At 72.5% G+C, this 19,482-nt stretch carries 16 protein-coding genes; 7 read left to right on the top strand and 9 right to left on the bottom strand.

The genetic code is table 11. The features are described 5' to 3' along the window. Nucleotides 1-223 (bottom strand): DUF2530 domain-containing protein (locus ACTIDRAF_RS32505; RefSeq protein ID WP_039785913.1); only part of this gene is annotated, 223 nt, incomplete at its 3' end. A gap of 87 nt (nt 224-310) precedes the next feature. After that, complete coding sequence (locus ACTIDRAF_RS0205205) at nt 311-1,807, bottom strand: NCS2 family permease (RefSeq protein WP_016697655.1); 1,497 nt, start codon at nt 1,805-1,807, stop codon at nt 311-313. 306 nt (nt 1,808-2,113) lie between these two features. Between ACTIDRAF_RS0205205 and ACTIDRAF_RS34775 the strand changes: the two genes are divergently transcribed. From ACTIDRAF_RS34775 to ACTIDRAF_RS0205230, 4 genes are all read left to right on the top strand, one after another. Beyond that, nucleotides 2,114-2,476: an ATP-binding cassette domain-containing protein gene (locus ACTIDRAF_RS34775; RefSeq protein WP_016697656.1), complete on the top strand. Its 363-nt coding sequence runs from the start codon at nt 2,114-2,116 to the stop codon at nt 2,474-2,476. A gap of 721 nt (nt 2,477-3,197) precedes the next feature. Further along, nucleotides 3,198-4,814, top strand: coding sequence for a type I-E CRISPR-associated protein Cse1/CasA (gene casA, locus ACTIDRAF_RS27325; protein ID WP_016697657.1), 1,617 nt, complete (start codon nt 3,198-3,200; stop codon nt 4,812-4,814). Between the two features lie 399 nt (nt 4,815-5,213). Further along, nucleotides 5,214-5,642, top strand: coding sequence for a MarR family winged helix-turn-helix transcriptional regulator (locus tag ACTIDRAF_RS0205225; RefSeq protein WP_016697659.1), 429 nt, complete (start codon nt 5,214-5,216; stop codon nt 5,640-5,642). A gap of 164 nt (nt 5,643-5,806) precedes the next feature. After that, entirely contained in the window at nt 5,807-7,144 is a 1,338-nt protein-coding gene (locus ACTIDRAF_RS0205230; RefSeq protein WP_016697660.1) for an MFS transporter, read from the top strand. 160 nt (nt 7,145-7,304) lie between these two features. On the opposite strand, the gene ACTIDRAF_RS0205235 is transcribed toward ACTIDRAF_RS0205230, so the two are convergent. Then, on the bottom strand, nt 7,305-8,807 hold the full coding sequence (locus tag ACTIDRAF_RS0205235) for a glutamate-cysteine ligase family protein (protein WP_026065799.1): 1,503 nt from the start codon (nt 8,805-8,807) through the stop codon (nt 7,305-7,307). 187 nt (nt 8,808-8,994) lie between these two features. On the opposite strand from ACTIDRAF_RS0205235, the gene ACTIDRAF_RS0205240 reads away from it, so the two are divergent. Further along, complete coding sequence (locus ACTIDRAF_RS0205240; RefSeq protein ID WP_026065800.1) at nt 8,995-9,801, top strand: TrmH family RNA methyltransferase; 807 nt, start codon at nt 8,995-8,997, stop codon at nt 9,799-9,801. Between the two features lie 19 nt (nt 9,802-9,820). On the opposite strand, the gene ACTIDRAF_RS0205245 is transcribed toward ACTIDRAF_RS0205240, so the two are convergent. The 3 genes from ACTIDRAF_RS0205245 to ACTIDRAF_RS0205255 all read right to left on the bottom strand — a co-directional run bounded on the left by ACTIDRAF_RS0205245 (nt 9,821) and on the right by ACTIDRAF_RS0205255 (nt 14,396). Then, entirely contained in the window at nt 9,821-10,399 is a 579-nt protein-coding gene (locus ACTIDRAF_RS0205245) for a DUF2537 domain-containing protein (protein WP_157162857.1), read from the bottom strand. A gap of 119 nt (nt 10,400-10,518) precedes the next feature. Then, entirely contained in the window at nt 10,519-12,465 is a 1,947-nt protein-coding gene (locus ACTIDRAF_RS0205250; protein WP_016697664.1) for an ABC transporter ATP-binding protein, read from the bottom strand. Beyond that, nucleotides 12,462-14,396 (bottom strand): ABC transporter ATP-binding protein, encoded by a 1,935-nt coding sequence (locus tag ACTIDRAF_RS0205255; RefSeq protein WP_016697665.1) that lies wholly within the window; start codon nt 14,394-14,396, stop codon nt 12,462-12,464. Before ACTIDRAF_RS0205255 ends, ACTIDRAF_RS0205250 begins: the two co-directional genes overlap by 4 nt. A gap of 122 nt (nt 14,397-14,518) precedes the next feature. On the opposite strand from ACTIDRAF_RS0205255, the gene ACTIDRAF_RS0205260 reads away from it, so the two are divergent. Further along, a complete protein-coding gene (locus ACTIDRAF_RS0205260; RefSeq protein WP_016697666.1) occupies nt 14,519-14,761 on the top strand; it encodes a hypothetical protein in 243 nt (80 codons plus the stop codon). A gap of 111 nt (nt 14,762-14,872) precedes the next feature. Here the strand turns inward: ACTIDRAF_RS0205260 and sepH are convergent, their stop codons facing one another. Next, nucleotides 14,873-15,778, bottom strand: coding sequence for a septation protein SepH (sepH, locus tag ACTIDRAF_RS0205265; RefSeq protein WP_016697667.1), 906 nt, complete (start codon nt 15,776-15,778; stop codon nt 14,873-14,875). A 210-nt stretch (nt 15,779-15,988) separates the two neighbouring features. Continuing rightward, a complete protein-coding gene (serC, locus tag ACTIDRAF_RS0205270) occupies nt 15,989-17,125 on the bottom strand; it encodes a phosphoserine transaminase (RefSeq protein ID WP_016697668.1) in 1,137 nt (378 codons plus the stop codon). Nucleotides 17,126-17,512: 387 nt separating this feature from the next. Between serC and pdxH the strand changes: the two genes are divergently transcribed. Continuing rightward, complete coding sequence (gene pdxH / locus ACTIDRAF_RS0205275; protein ID WP_026065801.1) at nt 17,513-18,163, top strand: pyridoxamine 5'-phosphate oxidase; 651 nt, start codon at nt 17,513-17,515, stop codon at nt 18,161-18,163. A 13-nt stretch (nt 18,164-18,176) separates the two neighbouring features. Here the strand turns inward: pdxH and ACTIDRAF_RS0205280 are convergent, their stop codons facing one another. After that, nucleotides 18,177-19,124: a methyltransferase domain-containing protein gene (locus ACTIDRAF_RS0205280; protein ID WP_016697670.1), complete on the bottom strand. Its 948-nt coding sequence runs from the start codon at nt 19,122-19,124 to the stop codon at nt 18,177-18,179. Between the last annotated feature and the right edge of the window lie 358 nt (nt 19,125-19,482).

The raw sequence follows: 19,482 nt of genomic DNA on the forward strand, positions 1-19,482 counted from the left end.
ACCCCAGCACCGTCCCGGCCAGCGCCGTCCAGACCAGGGTGGTCAGCTCGGCGGCGGTGCTCAGGTCGAGCGTGAGGAGGACGAGGAAGGACACCGCCCACAGGGCCGTGCCCACCAGGACGACCGGATCGGACCGAGCCAACCGCTCGCTCAGTGGGGGCAGGTCCTTCCACCGCGACGGCGGACCCCCCTGACGGTCCTCGTTCCCCTGCGACTCGGCCACGACCGCCAGATTACGCCCGGGGTGTCGGCCTCGTGGACGCCCGGGTGGGCGGCACGGCGACCGGGGCCCACCCGGACGGACGCCTGATCAGCCCCCGAAGGCCGCCTGGATCGGGCCGACGGCGAAGTAGGCGACGAACGCCGCCGCCACCACCCAGAGCAGCGGGTGGATCGACCGTGCCTGACCGGTGGTGGCGCGGATCAGCACGTAGCTGACGAAGCCGACGCCGATGCCGTTGGCGATCGAGTAGGTGAAGGGCATCACCACGATGGTGAGGAACGCCGGCAGCGCGATGCTGAAGTCGGTGAAGTCGATGTGCCGGACCTGGCCGATCATCATGGCCCCGACCACCACCAGCGCGGGGGCGGCCGCCTCGATCGGCACCACCTGGTACAGCGGCGTCAGGAACATCGCGGCCAGGAAGAGCAGCCCGGTCACGATGTTCGCCAGGCCCGTCCTGGCGCCCTCCGCGATGCCCGCCGCCGACTCCACGAAGACGGTGTTGGACGACGCCGAACCGGCGCCGCCGGCCACCGCGCCGACGCCCTCGACGAACAGCGCCTTACCGACGCCGGGCAGCTGGCCCTTGTCGTCCATCAGGTCGCCCTCCTTGCCCAGGCCCGTCATGGTGCCCATCGCGTCGAAGAAGTTCGCGAGGACGAGGGTGAAGACCAGCAGGCTGACGGTGATGGCGGGCAGCCGGGTCCAGGCGCCGAAGGAGACGTCACCGACGAGCGACAGGTCCGGTAGGGACAGCCACTGCTCGGGAAGGCCCGGGTAGCTCAGGTTCCAGCCCGTCGGGTTGTCCGGACCGCCCCGCCCCGCGCCGGTGAGCCACTCGGTCACGACCGACAACACGGTGCCGCCGAGGACGCCCAGCAGGATCGCGCCCCGCACGCGCCGGGCCACCAGCACGCCGGTGAGGATCAGACCGACGACGAACACCGCCGTCGGCCAGGAGGCGATGGAGCCGTCGATCCCGAGCCCGACCGGCACGGTGGTGCCCGCCTCGTCGGGTACCCGGCGCACGAAACCGGAGTCGACCAGCCCGATGAAGCAGATGAAGGCGCCGATCCCGGCGGCGATGGCCGCCTTGAGCGGAGCGGGAACCGCGTTGAACACGGCGGTGCGGAACCCGGTGGCCACCAGCACCAGGATGATCAGACCGTCGATCACCACCAGCCCCATCGCCTCCGGCCAGGTCATCTGCGGGGCGATGGTGACCGCGACGAGGGTGTTGATGCCCAGACCGGCGGCGAGGCCGAACGGGTAGTTGGCGACGAGCCCGAAGAGGATCGTCATCACCCCGGCGACCAGGGCGGTGGCCGCCGCCACCTGGGGGACCGTGAGGATGTCGCCGTTGACGTCCACCTTCGCGCTGGGATCGTCCGCCGAGAAGCTGCCGAGGATCAGCGGGTTGAGGACGATGATGTAGGCCATCGTCACGAAGGTGACCAGGCCCCCGCGCATCTCCCGGGACACCGAGGAACCGCGCTCGGAGATCTTGAAGAACCGGTCGAGCCGGGACCTGCCGGGGGGCTCGGACGAGTTCTGGACGGTGGTGCCGTCACCGCTGCTGGACATGGTGCTCCCGTGCTGGATGGTCGGTAGGCGCGGCGGCGCGCGCGACCGCGTCGTCGGGCGCCTCGTCGGGCACGTCGGGGGTGGTGGGTGGCGGTCGAACGGAGCGACGTCCACCCGGACGCACGCCGTCGGTCGACGACCTCCCCGGCGGCCACCCCGTGCCGCCCGCCTGCGGGACCATACTCCCCGTCGTCCCAGGCCACGGTCGCCCTCCGCCCGCCACCGAGAACCGCGGTGCCGCGACAGGGGGCAGGCCGTGGGCGAACCGCCGGTCCCCGTGGTCCGCCCTCCGGGCTGGACACCCAGGTGGGCGAGCACGGTGCCTTCCTGTCCGGGGGTGAACGGCAGCGGGTGGCGATCGCCCGTGCGCTGTTGGCGAAGCCGGACCTGGTGCTGGTGGACGAACCGACGGCGCACCTCGACGCCGCGAACGAGGCCGCCCTGACAACGACCATCACGGACCTGGCGGCCGAGCGCGCCCTGTTGGTCATCGCTCACCGGCCGTCGACGGTGCGCGCCGCCGACAGGGTGATCGTGCTGGAATCCGGGAGGGTGGGCGCCCAGGGAGATCACGACGACCTGTCGCGGCGGAACGAGTTCTACGGGTCCCTCGTCGCTCCCCTCCCGCCGCGGCCTGCGGTCCCGGCCGGCCAGGCCGGCTCCGGCTGAGCGGGTCCCGCCGGGGGCAGCCCTTCCGTGAACTCCGGTGGCGCCCTTCCTATTCACACCGTCGAGTGAGTTTTCTGATCGCTCGATGGTCGTGGGGCGGATCGGGTTTGGCCTTTATTGCTCCGAACGGATGATATCCGCGCATTCATCCTGGGTGCGAGGTGCGTCGCGCTACGGTGCTCCAGTGTTCGCCCCTGCCTGCATTCGTCTCCGCATCGGATTCACCTCCTGTCGCCTCGCTGCCCGGTCCGGGCGTGCCCGGTCGGGAAACTGGATGGATGGCACGGCCCTGACCGGCGTGTTCGCGGGTAGTGGGCAGTGTCCCGCGCCCTTCCGGTGACCGGTGGGGGCGGGTCGCGCCTCGGCTGTGTTCCCCGGGAATCGGGCCTCGTCCTCTCCCGCTCACGAGCCCGGGTAATTGTTCGGGGAAAGGGTCCTCCTTTGTTGGAGGGGCCCGAATTCCACTTCTTCCGCCAGGCCGTCGTGCGCACGCCACCGGAGTGGGTGCGGTTCAGCTCGGTCGGGTGGGTGTGGGGAACTCGTTCCGAAAAACGCGTGGCCGCCGGCGCTCCCGGCGGGGCTCCGAGACCCTCCCCGGCGGAACCCCCGTCGGCGCCCGGGCACCGCCCCGTCCGGCCACCTCCTCGAGGTCGGCCACGGCGGCGCCCGGAGCCCGCGCCGCCCTCGTCCCCACGCGCCTCGACTCCCGTTGGAGATCCGCATGACCACCTTCGACCTGATCGACGAACCCTGGCTGCCGCTCGTCTGCGGTAGCGCGGTGGGGGAGGTGTCCCTCGCGGACGCCCTGCTGGACGCCCACGAGTTCGGGGACCTCGCCGGTGGTCAGCCCACGTTGACACCCACGCTGCTGCGCCAGGTGCTGGTGCCCGTCGTGCTCGACGCGCTCGGCCCGATGACCAGGGAGAGGTGGCTCCGGACGTTCCGCGCTCGGCGGTTCGACGGGGAACAGCGCGACCGGATCGGCGGGTACCTGGCGGAGTGGCGCCACCGCTTCGACCTCTTCCACCCGACCGCGCCCTTCGCGCAGGCCGCCGGGCTGCGCACCCCGAGCAGCAGGACCAGGCACGTGCTCTCGACCTCCCCGCGCCGCCGGGACGGCACGGGGCCGCCCGCGCCCAGCCCCGCCCCTGGCCTGCGTCCCGCCGAGGCGGCCTGGTGGCTGTTGCACGTCCACTGCTGGGACTCGGCCGGCATCAAGACCGGCGCGCTCGGCGATCCCCACCTGGTCGCGGGGAAGACCACGGGCAACCCGGCCGGTTCCCTCGGGGGCCTGGGGCCGGTGGTGCCGCTGGGCACCACGCTGTTCGACACGCTGCTGTTCAACCTCCCGATCGGGCCGCTGGCCCCTGGCGACCGCCCCCAGTGGCGCCGGCCGCCGACGTGCGCGCGGTGGGTGGCCCGTCCGGCCGCCGGTCCACTGGACCTGCTGACCTGGCTCTCCCGGCGAGTGCTCCTCCTCCCGGTGGGCGGCCAGGGGCAGCCGGTGCGGGTGCGGCACGCCGTCGTCACCGCCGGGGACCGCCTCGCCGGTGGCGTGCCGGAGTTCGAGCCGCACACGGTGTGGGCGGCGGGCCGGGGGACGGAGGGGGACGAGCCCTCGTGGCGCCCCCGGCGGCACGTCCCCGGTCGGCTCGGGTGGCGTGGCCTGCCGTCCGTGTTGGCGCTCACCCCCGCCTCGGGTGGTGAACCCTCGTGCCCGCCCCGCGTGCTCGACGTGCTCGGTGGGCTCGTCGGCGAGGAGGGGGTGCCCGACGACTACCCGCTCCGGCTCGCTGGTTCGGGAGTCGTCTACGGCTCCAAGTCGGGCACGGTGGACGACGTCCTCGCCGACACCGTCTCCGTGCCCGTCCGGGTTCTCCGCTCGGAGGAGGCGCGGCTGCGCGCAGCCGTCGCCGAGGTGTGCCAGCAGGCCGAGGAGCTGGCCAGGGCCGCGAACCGGCTCTCCGAGCGCCTGCTCTCCGGCACCGGAACGGACTCCCCGACCTGGAACGGTGGTGAGGCGGTCGGGGACAGCGTGTTGGCGGCGCTGGACACCCAGGTCCGCCGCTTCCTGGTGAAGCTGAGCACGGACGCCGGTATCGCCGAACCCGGCGACGTCGAGCGGTTGCGCACCGCGTGGGAGGCGACGGCGATGGGCGCCCTGACCAGGGTCGTCGGGCCCCTGCTCGCCACGCCTCCCGGGGCCACCCGCACCACCGGGAAGCAGCGGGTGTCCGCGCAACTGGCGTTGGGCACCTTCCGCCGCCGGGTGCGGGAGCTGCTGCCGAGGGCGCGGTGGTCGCTGGACGGCCTCCCGCCGGAGCGGGCAGAGGGATGAGGACCCGCCGCGACCGGGCGGGGCCGCACCACCGCGCCAGCCGACCCGGTGCTCGCGATGTCGGCCGAGCCCGGCCGGCGCTCGTCGTCCCGGGCTGGGGACGGGAGTGGTCCTGGACGGCCGACCGGCCCGAACCGGCCTCGACCGGGACGGCCGCGACGGTGACGGGTGCTGGCCGCGCGATCCGGACCGCGCGGCTCCCGCGTGAACTGGCGGCGCCGGTGGCATCCCTGTTCGGGCGGGGCGCGAGGGTCGCCCTCGACGGGGGACCCCGATCCTGGTCACCCCTGAGCGCGGTCACCGGGGCCCGGCGCCGGGCGGTGGGGCATGCTCGGCGGGAGCACCTCGGCTCCGGTCGGAACGCGGGGACACGGAGAGTTAGTGAGGTATGCTAACGACGTGTCCGATTACCTGGACCCCGGGCTGGCGAGCAGGCTTCGCGTCGCGGTGGTGCGTCTGAACCGGCGGTTGCGCGCCCAGCGCGCCGACGCGTCGGCGACCCTGACCCAGCTGTCCGCGCTGTCCTGCCTCTACAAGTGCGGCCCGCTCACGCCGGGTGAGCTGGCGGCCAAGGAGGGGGTGCAGCCGCCGTCCATGACGAGGGTGATCGCCGCCCTGGAGGAGGCCGGCTACGCGACGAGGCGCCCGCACCCCACCGACGGCCGACAGGCCATCGTCGAACTGTCCGAGGCCGGGCGGGCCTACATCGCCGCCGAGGTCACCGCGCGTGAGCGCTGGCTGGAACGCCGGCTCGCCGAACTGGACGAGTCGGAACGAGAAGTGCTGCGCCGGGCCGCCGAGATCATCGACCGGGTCGCCGGCTCGTGAGGCGGGGCACGCGAGGAACCAGCTGGTCGTGGAGAGGGGACGTGGCGTAGCCGATGCCGGGGTACGCATCGGGCGGAGGAGGCGACGCCCGGGACACGGCTGACCAGCAGCCCACCCGAGGCCCGCTCCAGCGGGAACCGAGTAGCTCGGGCCAGGCTGAGCCCGTGCCGGACTTCGCCGCGACCCAGGAGTTCCAGGAACCACGGGACCACGAGCCCGCGCGCGGGGGGATGTTCGCCTCGTTGCGGGTGCGGAACTACCGGCTGTACGCCTCGGGGCAGATCATCTCGCTGGTCGGTACCTGGATGCAGCGCATCGCGCAGGACTGGCTGGTGCTCAAACTCTCCGGTGACAGCCCCGTCGCGCTCGGCATCGCCATCGCGCTCCAGTTCATCCCCACTCTCGGGCTCACCCTGTGGGCGGGTGTCCTCGCGGACCGGCTCGACAAGCGCAAGATGCTGATCGTCCTTCAGACCGGGATCGGCGCCTGCGCGCTGGTGCTCGGGGTCCTGGTGCTCGGCGGAGTGGTCGAACTCTGGCACGTGTACGTGCTCTGCCTGGTCCTGGGCTGTTTCACCGCGTTCGAGACCCCCGCCCGCCAGTCCTTCGTCATGGAGATGGTCGGCCGGGACCAGGTCGCGAACGCGGTCGCGCTGAACTCGATGACCTTCAACATGGCCCGCATCGTCGGCCCGGGCATCGCCGGGTACGCCATCGCCTGGATCGGCACCGGGTGGTTGTTCGTCGTCAACTCCGTGAGCGTCGTCGCCGTGGTCCTCGGGCTGGTCCTGATGGACCCGGACAGGCTGTTCCGCTCCGACCCGGTGCCCCGTGCGCGAGGGCAACTGCGGGAGGGGCTGCGCTACGTGCGGGGGAGACCCGACCTCACCGTCCTGATGGGCCTCGTCTTCCTGGTCAGCACCTTCGGCATGAACATCAACACCACCTTGCCGGTGATGGCCAACAACTTCTTCGAGGCCGGCCCCCAGGGGCTTGGTCTGCTCTCCACCGTGCTCGCCGTCGGAACCCTGACCGGCGCGGCGTTGGCGGCGCGCCGCAGCAGGGACGGCAGTCCCAGCCTCCGCCTGCTGCTCGTCGCGGGCATGGTGTTCGGCTGCCTGGTCGTGCTGCTCGGCCTGATGCCCACGATGGGGCTGTTCGGGGCCGTGCTGGTGCCCACGGGCATCGCCTTCATGACGTTCAGCCTGACCGCGAACGCCACCGTGCAGCTCACGGTGGAACCGCACATGCGGGGGCGGGTGATGGGCCTCTACATGCTGGTGCTGCTGGGGGGGATGCCGTTGGGCAGCAGCCTCTCCGGCTGGATGGCCGAGCACATCAGCGTGCCCTCTCCGCTGATCGCCGGCGGGGCGATCGCGTTCCTGGCCTCGCTCACCGCCGCGGGTCTGATGGCACGGGTGCGCAGGCGCGAGTCGCCGGAGGCGGTGGCGACCACGTCCGGCTCCGAGCGCTCGACACGCTCCGAACGCGCCGGACGCTGAGGACCGGCGGGACGTGGGTTGGGCTTGGCAGCCCGGATTGGGTAGGTTAGCCTAACCAACATCCGCTTCGTGGTGGGAGCGGTAGTCAGTTCGGGAACGGGTCGGCCCCGCTCGCCACCGGTGGGCGGGGCCGACACCCGCCGGTGGCGCCGCACGGCGGTCAGTGGTTCCGCACCGGCCAGGCGTGCACCGGCTTGCCCTCCCGCATGTGCTCCAGGTACTCCTCGAGCATGCGCGTCAGCGCCTCCTGCCGCCCGTAACCGGCGTCCTCCCAGGCGCTGACGGTCTGCCGTTGCCAGTTCGCGCCGGTCTGCCGGGTGAGGCAGCGCTGCTCGATGATCCCCAGGTAACGGTCGCTCACGGCCCCCGACACGCCCAGCCGCGACAGGCCCTCGTGGGCCATCGGCAACAGCTTCCGCAGCACGAGCTCGTGCGGTGGGGTCCAGCCCACGCCCGGCCAGTACAGCTGGGCGTCCATGCCGTTCCTCGCGCCCGCGTACAGGTTCTCCTCCGCCGCGTGGAACGACATCTGGCTCCACAGCGGCCGTTCCTGGTCCACCAGCGCCCGCTGCGCACCGTAGAAGAACGCGGCGTTGGCCATGATGTCCGCCACCGTGGGCCCGGCCGGCAGCACGCGGTTCTCCACCCGCAGGTGCGGCTGGCCGTCGACGACGTCGTAGACGGGCCGGTTCCACCGCCACACCGTCCCGTTGTGCAACCGGAGTTCCGCGAGCTTGGGCGTCCTGCCGATGTTCAGCGCCTCCAGCGGGTCCTCCTCGTCGGTCTCGGGCAGCAGGCCGGGGAAGTAGCGGGCGTTCTCCTCGAACAGGTCGAAGATCGAGTTGATCCACCGCTCGCCGAACCACACCCGGGGACGCACCCCCTGGTTCTTGAGCTCGTCGGGCCGGGTGTCGGTCGCCTGCTGGAACAGGGGGATCCGGGTCTCGTGCCAAAGGGCCTTGCCCAGGAGGAACGGGGAGTTCGCCGCGATCGCGACCTGCACGCCCGACAGGCACTGGGCGGCGTTCCAGTGGTCGGCGAAGTCCTCCGGCCGCACCTGGAGATGCAGTTGGACGGAGGTGCACGCCGACTCGGGAAGGATGGAGTCCGCGTAGCTCCGCAGCGTCTCGGAGTCACGCCCGGGCAGTGGCGACCCCTTCAGGTGCAACAGGATCTCCTCGCCCCGGGACGAGAAGATCTCCTTGTTCAGCAGGTCGAACCGCGAGCCGACGGACAGCCAGTGCGGGTCGAAGTGCTCGGTGCGCAGTGTCGGGAGGATGCCGATCGCCGCGAGTCTCGCCCCGGTGTCGACCGCCCGGGCCTCGGCATCGCCCAGCGCCTGGCGGAGCTCCTCCTCCAGCTCCACCGCCTCGTCCCCGGCGAGTGGGCGCGGCCGGACGTTGATCTCGATGTTGTACTGCCCCAGCTCGGTCTGGAAGGCAGGGTCGGCGATCCTGTCCAACACCTCCGCGTTCGCCATGGCCGGGCGGAAGTGCTGGTCCACCAGGTTTAACTCGATCTCCAGGCCCATGCGCTGCCTGTCCTGCGCGAACCTGTCCTGTGCGAGCATCCTGGCAAGCGCTTCCAGGCACCGCTGCACCTTGTCACGAAAGCGCTGCCGGTCCTCCCGGCTGAACGACCGCGCCCCCAAGTCCTGTCCCATGTCGCCTCCCATGGTGGCTCTCGAGCGGACGCTCACCGTGACACAGCCGTAACCCGCTCGCTAGCGGCCAAAGCGGTGCTCCCCGTCACCGGACCATCACGCAGCGCGCACGTCGTCGTGGGGGGACCACGCAGCAGGGGTTACCCGCCCGGCCGGTTCGGAATCCCCGTGGTGCGAGACTCGGGCCGTGGCACGAGTGACTGAGGTGACCGATCCGGGGAGCCCCCTGGTGGACGACTTCCGCGACCTCACGACCGCGGACCGGCGGCCCGACCGGCCAGGGGGACGGGGACTGGTGATCGCCGAGGGCGTGGTGGTGGTGCGCCGGCTCCTGGCCTCCGCCTACCCACCCCGTGCGCTGCTCGGGGTGGCGAGGCGGGTGGAGGAACTCGCCCCGGACCTCGCCGGGCTCGACGTTCCGGTGTACGTCGCCCCGGCCGAGGTCATGGCGGAGGTCGTCGGGTTCCACCTGAACCGGGGGGTGCTGGCCGTCGCGGACCGGGCGCCGATGCCCGACGCGGCGGACCTGGCGGCTCGTGCCCGCACCCTCGCCGTGCTCGAAGGCGTCGGCGACCACGAGAACCTCGGCGCGATCTTCCGGAACGCCGCCGCGCTCGGCGTCGACGGCGTGCTGCTGGGCGCCAACTGCTCCGACCCGCTGTACCGCCGCAGCGTCCGCGTCTCGATGGGGCACGTGCTCCGGGTGCCCTTCGCGCCCCTGCGTCCCTGGCCGGACGGTCTCGACGCGCTCCGCCGCGCCGGGTACCAGGTCGTGGCGTTGACACCCGACGCGACGGCCGTACCCCTGGCTGGCGCCGGTCTGGCGGGACGGCGCGTCGCCGTGCTGCTCGGTTCCGAGGGGCCGGGCCTGACCGAGGAGGCGATGAACGCGGCTGACCTGCGGGTCCGCATCCCGATGTCCGGCGGTGTGGACTCGCTGAACGTGGCGACCGCGGCCGCCATCGCCTTCCACGCCCTCGCCCCGACCGCCTGAGCCAGCCAGCCCCGGCGGATCAGCGCGGTCCCAACAGGCTGACCACCAGGATGAACCAGCTGACCAGCACCCCGCCGGCCACACCGTAGGCGACCCAGCGCCACACCGCGCGCCGCGACAGCAGCAGGACGGCCGGGGCCAGCCCGCCCACCACGACGAGGTTCGCGACCAGGAGGGCGAACGGGTTGTCGGTGAGCAGGTCGAGGAAGAGCCAGGACAGGCCGACCGCGACCGGCCCCCCGGTGAGGGTGCTGGCGGTCAGCCCGGTCGCCCAGGGGACGGGTTCCGCCAGCGTTGGCGCGAAGGTGCCCGCCGGGGCCGAGACCAGGACGACGCGGTCGACCAGCGGATCGACGTACCGCACCCGCGACCTGGTCGCCCTGGCGAGCCGGTGGGCCAGCCGGCGCCCCCGTTCCGAGACGAGGGCGCGGTTCCCCGGTTCCTCGTGGGCGCACACCGCCTCGACCACCTCGGCCCACTCCCGGAGGGACGCGGCCAGGTCGGGCGGCAGCCGGTCCCGCCCGCCCTCGATCTCGACGAGGGTTCCGTCACTGACCCGCCGCACCACCGGTCGCCCACCCTGCGCCCGAAGCTCCACCCGCGCCACCCTCGGCCACCCCGCGCCGTTGTCGTCCCTCAACGAAGTTCGGTGTCCAGTATGTTGGATCATCACCGATCCGTCGCGGGGTGGTCACCGCTGGGGTGGGCACTGACCACTCAGACCAGCGAGTCGCGCCAGGCCTCGTGGAGGGCGTGGAACCGGCCGTGCCCCGATCCGATCAGCTCGGCCGGGGGCCCGTCCTCGACGAGGCGGCCACCGTCCATGACCAGGACCCGGTCGGCGATCAGCACCGTGGACAACCGGTGCGCGATGATCACCGCCGTCCGGCCCCGCAGGACGGTCTCCAGCGCCGCCTGAACGGCCCGTTCCGCCGGCAGGTCGAGGCTGGAGGTGGCTTCGTCGAGGACCAGCACGGCGGGTGCGGCCAGGAACGCCCTCGCGAAGGCGATCAGCTGCCGTTGCCCGGCGGAGAGCCGCCCGCCGCGCTTGTGCACCTCGGTCCGGTACCCCTCCGGCAGCGAGACCACGAAGGAGTGGGCCCCGACGGCCCGCGCCGCCGCGACCACCTCCTCGTCGGTGGCGCCCGGACGCCCCAGCCGGATGTTGTCGGCGATCGAACCGGAGAACAGGAACGACTCCTGGGTCACCATCGACACCGCCGCCCGCAGGTCCTCGTCGGAGAGATCCCGCAGGTCAGCGCCGTCCAGGGTCACCCGCCCGGCGGTGGGGTCGTAGAAGCGCGCCAGCAGCTTCGCCAGGGTGGACTTGCCCGCCCCGGTCGCACCCACCAACGCCACCGTCTGACCGGCGGGAAGGGTGAGGTCGAGCCGGGGCAGCACCGGCGGGCGGTCCTCGCCGTACCGGAACTCGACGCCCTCGAACCGCACGTCACCGCGAGGGGACACCAACCGGACCGGATCGGACGGCTCGGCGACGCGGAGGGGCTCCGCCAGGACGCCCGAGATCTTCTCCAACGCGGCCGCCGCCCCGGTGTAGGAGTCGAGCACCATCGCCAGCCGGTCCAACGGCTCGTAGAACCGCCGCAGGTACAGCAGGAAGGCGGTGAGGACCCCCAGGTCGAGGCGGCCCTCGGCCACCCACCAGCCGCCCACGGCGAGCACGACGACCAGGTTCAGGTTCCCCAGGCTCCGCGTCGCCCCGACGAAGACCGCCAGCACGTCCAGCGCCCGCTTGTTGGCCCGGCGGAACTCCCCGCACGCCTCGCCCATGATCTCGTCGTTCCGCTGTTCCCGGCGGTACGCCTGCACGGCCCGGACCCCGTTCATCGTCTCCACGAGGTGGGTGATGACGTTGGCCATCGAGGAGCGGGTCCGGCGGTAGGCGCTGCGGGACCGCGACCGGAACCAGCCGGCGACCAGCACGAGCGGCACGAGCGCGGCCAACATGATCAACGCCAGCGGCGCGTCCATCCACAGCAACAGGGCCGCGATGCCGATCATGCTGAGCAGTGAGGTGAACAGCCCGTCCAGGCCCTCGGCGAGCAGCCGGTCCAGCGACTCCATGTCGGAGGTCATCCGGGAGATCATCCGGCCCGACGTGTACCCGTCGTGGAACGACACCGACAGGCGTTGCGCGTGCCGGAACAGCCGCTGCCGCAGCTCCAGCAGCACGTCCTGGCCGAGCCGACCGGAGAGGGTGATGAAGGCGAACTGCAGCACGGCCGAGGCGATCGCCGCCCCGGCGTAGCCCAGGACGAACCAGAGCAGTGGTTCCGGCCTGCCGTCCAGGGCTGCCGGCAGCCCCACGTCGATGGCGCCGGCCACCAACAGCGGGCCGGCCAGGTAGGACGCGTTCTGGAGCACGGTCAGCAGCAGCGCGAGGGCCACCGCGCCCCGGCGGGGGCGGAGGAGCTCGCCGAGCAGGCGCCGGGAGCGGCGTTCCAACCGCAGGCTCGCCTGGCCAGCCGGGTCCTCGACGTCCTCGACCGCGACGCCACGCCAGTCGTCGTCCCGGCCGCTCGTGCCAGCCCCAGGTCGGGTGGCGGCCGGAGCGGGCGGGTCCGCCCCCTCGGCGCGGGGTACCGGCGGGGGAGCGGCAGCGCGCCGCGCGTCCGGGGCAGCCGTGTCAGCCGGGTCGTTCATCGGGATGGCACCTCGTTCCCCGCCGGCCCAGCGACCTCGTCGCCGCCGTCCTCGTCGTCGGGTGTGGCCAACAGCGCCCGGTAGCCGGGTTCGCTGGCCAGCAGTTCGTGGTGGGTGCCGACCGCCGTGACCCGGCCGTCCTCCAGCAGCGCCACGCGGTCGGCCAACCGCACCGTGCTCGGGCGGTGCGCCACCAGCAAGGCGGTCACCCCCGTGAGCACCCGCCGCAACGCGGCCTCCACCTCGGCCTCGGTGTGCACGTCGAGCGCGGACAACGGGTCGTCGAGCACCAGCACCGCCGGACGTCCGACCACGGCCCTGGCCAGGGCCAGGCGTTGACGCTGGCCCCCGGACAGCGAGAGCCCCTGCTCGCCGATCCTGGTGTCCAGCCCCCAGGGCAGCGCCGAGACGAAGTCGAGCGCATGGGCCACGCGCAGCGCGGCCACGACCTCCTCCTCGGTCGCGTCCGGGGCACCGAGCCGCACGTTCTCCCGGACGCTCGCCGAGAACAGCACGGGATCCTCGAACGCCGTGGTCACGGCGGTCCGCAGGTCCGCCAACCGCAGGTCGCGAAGGTCGACGCCATCGAGGGTGACCCGCCCGCCAGTGGGGTCGGCCAGCCGGGAGGCCAGTGCGGTCAGCGTCGTCTTGCCGCACCCGGTGGCGCCGACCAGTGCCATCGTCTCCCCCGGCACGAGGGTGAGGTCCACACCGCGCAGCACCTCCGCGCCGCCGGCCCGCTCGTCCGCGCCGCCGGCGGCGGAGTAGTGGAAGCGGACGTCCTCGAAGCGGAGCTCACCCCGGACCGGGCGCGGCAGTTCGGCGGGCTCGGCCGGGTCCGCGAGCTCCCGGGGGCTGTCGCGCACCTCCCAGTACCGGTCACTGGCCGTGGCGGCCTCGTTGGCCTCGCTGAAGAGCCAGCCCATCGAGTCGATCGGGAACCGCAGGTACGCGAGGATGGTGATCGCGGCCACGAGCGAGCCGACCGTCATCGTCCCCGTGGCGACCCCGTAGCCCCCGTAGGCGATCATGGCGGCCACGCCGAGCTCCGGCAGCACCATGATCCACAACCACGCCGAGCCGAGCAGGTGGATCTTCCGCAGCTCCGTCCCCCGCAGCTCTCGGGCCTGCGCGGTGAAGTGGCGCGCGAGGTGCCGTCCCCGACCCAGCGACTTGAGCACCCGCACACCGAGGACGGACTCCTCGAAGGTCGTGGCCAGGTCGCCCTGCTGGTCCTGGGAGAGCCGGGACTCCGCGTTGTACCGGAGCTCGATCCGCAGGGTGATCAGCGCGGTGGGGATCCCGATCACCACCATGACCAGCGCGAACACGGGGGAGATCGAGAACAGGATCGCCAGCCCCACCAGGATCGTGATCGCGTTCACCACGATGAAGACGCTGGTGAAGGCGAAGAAGCGGCGGATCGTCGACAGGTCGTTGACGGCGCGGGAGAGCAGCTGGCCGGAAGGCCACCGGTCGTGGAAGGAGACCGGGAGTCGCTGGAGGTGGTGGAACAGGTCCTGCCGCATCCGGGCCTCCACCGCCGTCGTCGGCCCGGACATGACCCGCCGACGTGCCAGGTGCAACCCGGACTCCACGAGGCCCAACAGGAGCACCAGCCCCGCCATCCACATCAGGCCGGCCAGGTCCCGCTCCGTCACGGGCCCGTCGATCGCCGCGCCGATGGCCAACGGCATCGCGAGGCCCGCGAGTACCGCCAGCAGTGCGAGCGACGTGCTGACGAGCAGCGGCGTGCGGACGGCTCCCGCGTACGGGGAGAGCCGCGCCAGTGCTCTCGTCGCGGACCGGCGGGGAGCCGCCTCCCCGCGCCGCGGCCGACCGGCGCGGTCCGGCTGGTGGTCGTCGGGAAGGTCGGGACGGGCGGTCGCTGACGTGGGCGCTGGGGACGTGGCCTCGGTGTCGGTGTCCATGGCGGAATCGACGGTACGACGGGCCTCCCGCCACGGCGACTGGTTTTTCGTCGGGTGCACGGCCCGACCGTGGCCGCTCGAGTGCGGTTGAGGTCAAGCCCGATCCGTGCGTCACTACCAGGATGGCGCACCCACGAGAGGTCACCTACCTGCGCACCTCGCCGACGATGGCGTTCCCCGCGGGCCGGTTGCTCGGCGTGGTGAGCGGTCAGGGGTACGTGCTCGCCCCGGACGGCTGGGCGGCACTGGGCTCGACGCTGCCGTCCACGGTGGTGGAGATCAGCCGGGAGGAGGCGGAGGAGTGGTGCGAGGACCAGGGGTGGCCGTTGACGCTGCTCGACGACACCTGGCCCGCGACGCCCTGACCCCGGCGGGAGGAGTGGTGCGGGCCGCCCGGGCGTCCCGGGCGCTCGTGGCCCACCCCGAACACGACGAAGCCGGTCGGCTCCCGCGCGCCGACCGGCTTCCTCATCGGGTCAACCCCGCTGGGACCTGACCCCGAGTAAGACGTCCTCCCAGGACGGGACGATGGGATGGCTCTTCTTCACCCGTCGGGTGCCTGCTCGGCCGGTGCCCACCTCCGCCGGAACCGACTCCTCCGCCTCGTGGTCCGCCCCGTCGCCCAGCTCGGGCGCCTCGACACCCTCGGTGACCACGGGCAGCGGCGCGTCCGTGTCGGACGGCTGGTCCGCCGTCCGCACCTCCACGCCCACCTCGGCGAGGGCCGTGTCCACCCCGTCGGGGGCCTCCAACGCCTGCCTCGCGAGTCGCGTGACCGGCCGCACCGTGCGCAGTTGCCGGCTCGGCGACGGGTCGAGCAGGTCGGCGGCGTGTTCGTCCAGCGCGGTCACCGTCCCACCGTGGGCGCCCGGGTGGAAGATCCAGTGCGCCCGGTTGTCGGACCGGCCGGCCCGCCAGTGCAGCTGGACGACCCACTTGCCGTCCTCGCCCCGCCAGGAGTCCCAGTTCGCGTCCGTGTAGTCCTGACCACGCAGCCCGAACGAGTGGGACACCACCTCCCCGAGGGTCTGGACGTCCGGCCCGTCCTCCCGCATGGGGTGGGCGCGCTGGGCGCGCTCGGCCGTCTGCGACCGTTCGAGCAGCACCGGGTACGCGAACCGCTCGACACGGTGGCACGGGATACCCGCCGCCTCGGACACCTGTTCGACCGTCGCCCCGGCCCGGATGCGCGCCTGGATCTCGCGCGGCCGCATCTGGTTGTCCATCTCGGCCTGGACCTGGCCCAGCCTGGTCACGTCGCCTCGGGCGGCGGCGAGCAGCCGCGCGTCCACCGGCAACGCGAAGCGCTCGCCACGAGCCGGGTCTTCACAGATGACGGTCTTGCCGTCGTCATCAAGCCCGACGACTCGCAGCGCTCGCATCACTACCTCCCCGCTGACTCCACCTCATCAGACCGACGGTAGGTTGACGCAGTGATCTACCCGGGCAGGCGCGCCGGTCCCTAGCACGAACCGAGCCCCGGCGGTGTAGCCCTACTGTGCCAATTTTTCACCCACACGGCAGCTTGCTATGCCTTAGATCTTGCACTCTTCGGGGAGAGGGCGCTAGCGGAAAACTACTCAACGCCCCATTCAGCCCAGTCTTTCGACGACCCAGTCGACGGCCTGGGTGAGGGTGGTCACGTCATCCGGTTCCACCGACGGGAACATGCCGACCCGCAGCTGGTTGCGGCCGAGCTTCCGGTACGGCTCGGTGTCCACGATGCCGTTGGCGCGCAGGGCCTTCGCGACCGACGCCGCGTCGACGGACTCGTCGAAGTCGATCGTCCCCACCACCTGGGACCGGTGGGCGGGGTCGGTGACGAACGGCGTCGCGTAGGGCGAGGCCTCGGCCCACCCGTACAACCTCGTCGCCGAGTCCGCAGTGCGCGCGGTCGCCCAGTCGAGGCCGCCGTTGTCGAGAATCCACTCGATCTGGTCAGCCAGGAGGAAGAGGGTCGCGACGGCCGGGGTGTTGTAGGTCTGGTCCTTGCGCGAGTTGTCCAGCGCCGTGGGCAGGGACAGGAACTCGGGGACCCAGCGGTCGCCCGCGCCGATCTCCTCGATCCGAGCCACCGCCGCCGGGCTGGCCAACGCGATCCACAGCCCGCCGTCGGAGGCGAAGCACTTCTGCGGGGCGAAGTAGTAGACGTCGAAGTCCTCGGCGCGCACCGGCAGACCGCCGGCACCGCTCGTCGCGTCGACGGCGACCAGCGCGTGGTCCGAACCCTCCGGGCGGCTCACCGGGACCGCCACTCCGGTGGAGGTCTCGTTGTGCGCCCAGGCCAGCACGTCCACGTCCGGGGTGGCCGTCGGCGCGGGGGCGGTACCGGGCTCCGCGTGGACCACGACGGACTCGCCGAGGAACGGGGCCCCGTTGGTCACCTTGGCGAACTTGCTGGAGAACTCGCCGAAGGCCAGGTGCAGCGCCCGCTCCCGCACCAGGCCGAAGGCCGCCGCGTCCCAGAACGCCGTCGTACCACCGTTGCCGAGCACGACCTCGTAGCCCTCGGGCAGGGAGAACAGCGCGCGCAGCCCGGTGCGGACCCTGCCGACCAGGGACTTGACGGGCTTCTGCCGGTGGGAGGTGCCCATGAGGGCGGAACCCTCGCTCGCCAGCCTGCGCAGCTGCTCCGGGCGCACCTTCGACGGCCCGCAGCCGAAACGGCCGTCGGAGGGTCGGAGGTCGTCGGGCAGGACCAGGGTGGTGGGGTCGACCGTCTGCGTCATGGGGGCTCCTCCGGTCGGAGCGTGAGTTCTTCCGTTCCGGCGCCTGGCCGGATCACCTGGCGGGAGCAAGTCTGGCAGGTGCGCGGGACGGCCCGTGTTCCAGGGTCGGGGCGTTCGGGCGCGGTCGTGGTGGACTTCTGGTCGTTCGTCCGGTTTCCACCCCATGTCGGTCGGGTCGCGGGCCCCGTCCGTCGAGCGAATTCGGCCAATCGAGTGGACTGGATCGTTCCCGTGATCGATTGCGCTGGTCAGAGCGGGCGTTCGTGATCGACCCATCACGCACGGTGTGGTTATCCTCACGGGAAAGGGTGCTTTTCAGTGCGGGGTTTCCGGGAAATACCGTCCTCGTCCACGGTGTCGCCGGCCGCCTATTCGGGAGCGTGATCGATGTCCGAGGTTGATGTTGTGCTGCCTGCCATGCGGGTGTCCTACGAGGCGGGGTCCCTCGACGAGGGGTCGCTCGCGGAGAGCTGGCACGAACAGCTGGGGATCTGGCTGGCGGAGGCGGAGGCGGCCGGGGTTCCCGAACCCAACGCGATGGTGTTGGCCACCGCCGACCCGAGCGGCCGTCCCTCGTCCCGCACGGTGCTCGCGAAGGGGCTCGACGAGCGGGGGCTGACCTTCTACACGAACTTCACCTCCAGCAAGAGCCACGACCTCCAGGCGACGAGGTACGCGTCGGCGACCTTCCCCTGGATCGCGCTGCAGAGGCAGGCCACGGTCCGGGGAACCGTCGAACGGGTGAGCGCCGCCGAGTCCGCCGAGTACTGGGCGCAGCGGCCGAGGGGGTCGCAACTGGGGGCGTGGGCCTCGCCGCAGTCCCGTGTCGTGTCCAAGGGGAGCCTGGACGCCGCCCTCGTCGCGATCGAACGCCGTTTCGCCGACGTCGAGCGCGTCCCGATGCCACCGCACTGGGGAGGATGGCGGATCCGCCCCGAGGCGGTCGAGTTCTGGCAGGGGCGCCCGGACCGGCTGCACGACCGGCTCCGCTACGTGCACGACGCCGACGGCTGGAGCGTCGAACGGGTGGCTCCCTGACCCGCGGCGGCGGTCAGCGGGCCGCCTCGACCAGGTGGGCCGGCTGCCACCAGTAGTCGCACAGGTGGTGGGAGGAGACCGTGCCGAAACCGGCGTTCCGGAGCTCGGCCTCCCAGCTCGACACCGACTGTTCGTAGTTGGCCCTGGCGTTCCCCGCGTCGAAGAAGCCGAGGACCACCGGCACCAGGAAGCCCAGTCCGACCAGGTCGCGGTGTTCGGTGTACTCCCGGATGCCCTGTTCGGCCTTGGCCAGCACGGGGAGGAACCACTCGGGGGAGAACGGCCGCGTGGTGTCCGGGACGTCGAAGACGACCAGCACGAGGGAGTCGCAGCGGTCCCGGATCCACTCCAACACCCCGGACCGGCGATCGGGAGGGAGGGTGTCGAAGGCGAAGGTCGACTGGACGACGTTCCACCTCTCGCCGTCCCACTCCCGCTGGACGTCCTCGATCCGGGCGTGCCGCACGCGGTGGGGCACGCCGGACTCCGCGAGCCCCGCCCGCGTGCGCGCGAGCAGCTCACCCGACGGCTCCACCACGTCGACCCGGGACAGCCGGGCATCCAGGACCGGTAGCAGGGCCGTCCCGTCCCCGACGCCCACGTCGAGCACCGTCGGGGCCGGGAACCGCCGGTGGTGTCGCCGGAGCGCCTCGTGGGTGGCCGAGTAGAGGCGCACGTTGCCGCCGCCCCGGATGAAGGCCTGGAACGCGGCTGGCGTGTCGTAGACGTGGTCAGCCCGCGTGTGCCCGGTGTCCAGGTAGCGCGCCAACAGGCGCGCGAACTCGCGGTCGGGGTCGAGCTCGGTGGCCCGCCGGGCGGCGGCGAGGGCGGTGTCGGGATCGCCGTCGTGGTGCGCCCAGATCGCCAGGAACACGGCGCTCTCGGGATTGGTGGTCCCGGCCAGCAGGGAGCGCGGGGCCTCGCCAGCCAGCCGCGCCGCCGCCACTCCTGACACCGACATGTCCGAACCCCGATTCCCGGTGGAAGTCCCGTCGTCGCGCCCATCCCGCCCGCCACGCGCCGGGGACGGCCCGCCCGAGGGCGGCCGTCCCGATCGCGAGCGACGGGGCGACGACCGGGGGAACCGGTGCCGCCGCCGTGGCGAGGAGCCCGGCGGTGATCGTCGCGAGCCGTGTCGACGGGAGACTAGCGGGGGGTGGACGGGCCGACAAGGATCTCCACGCCATCGCCACCCCCGCCCCGGCCCTGATCCTCGCCCCACCACCCGCTCGTGCGACACCCCGGTCACCACGGCAGCCCGCACCCCCGCGCCCGCCCACCCACGGCGACGACGGCCATCCCGGCACACCCTGACCCCC

It is taken from the genome of Actinoalloteichus spitiensis RMV-1378, assembly GCF_000239155.1.
In the GTDB taxonomy this organism is placed as follows: Bacteria; Actinomycetota; Actinomycetes; order Mycobacteriales; family Pseudonocardiaceae; genus Actinoalloteichus_B; species Actinoalloteichus_B spitiensis.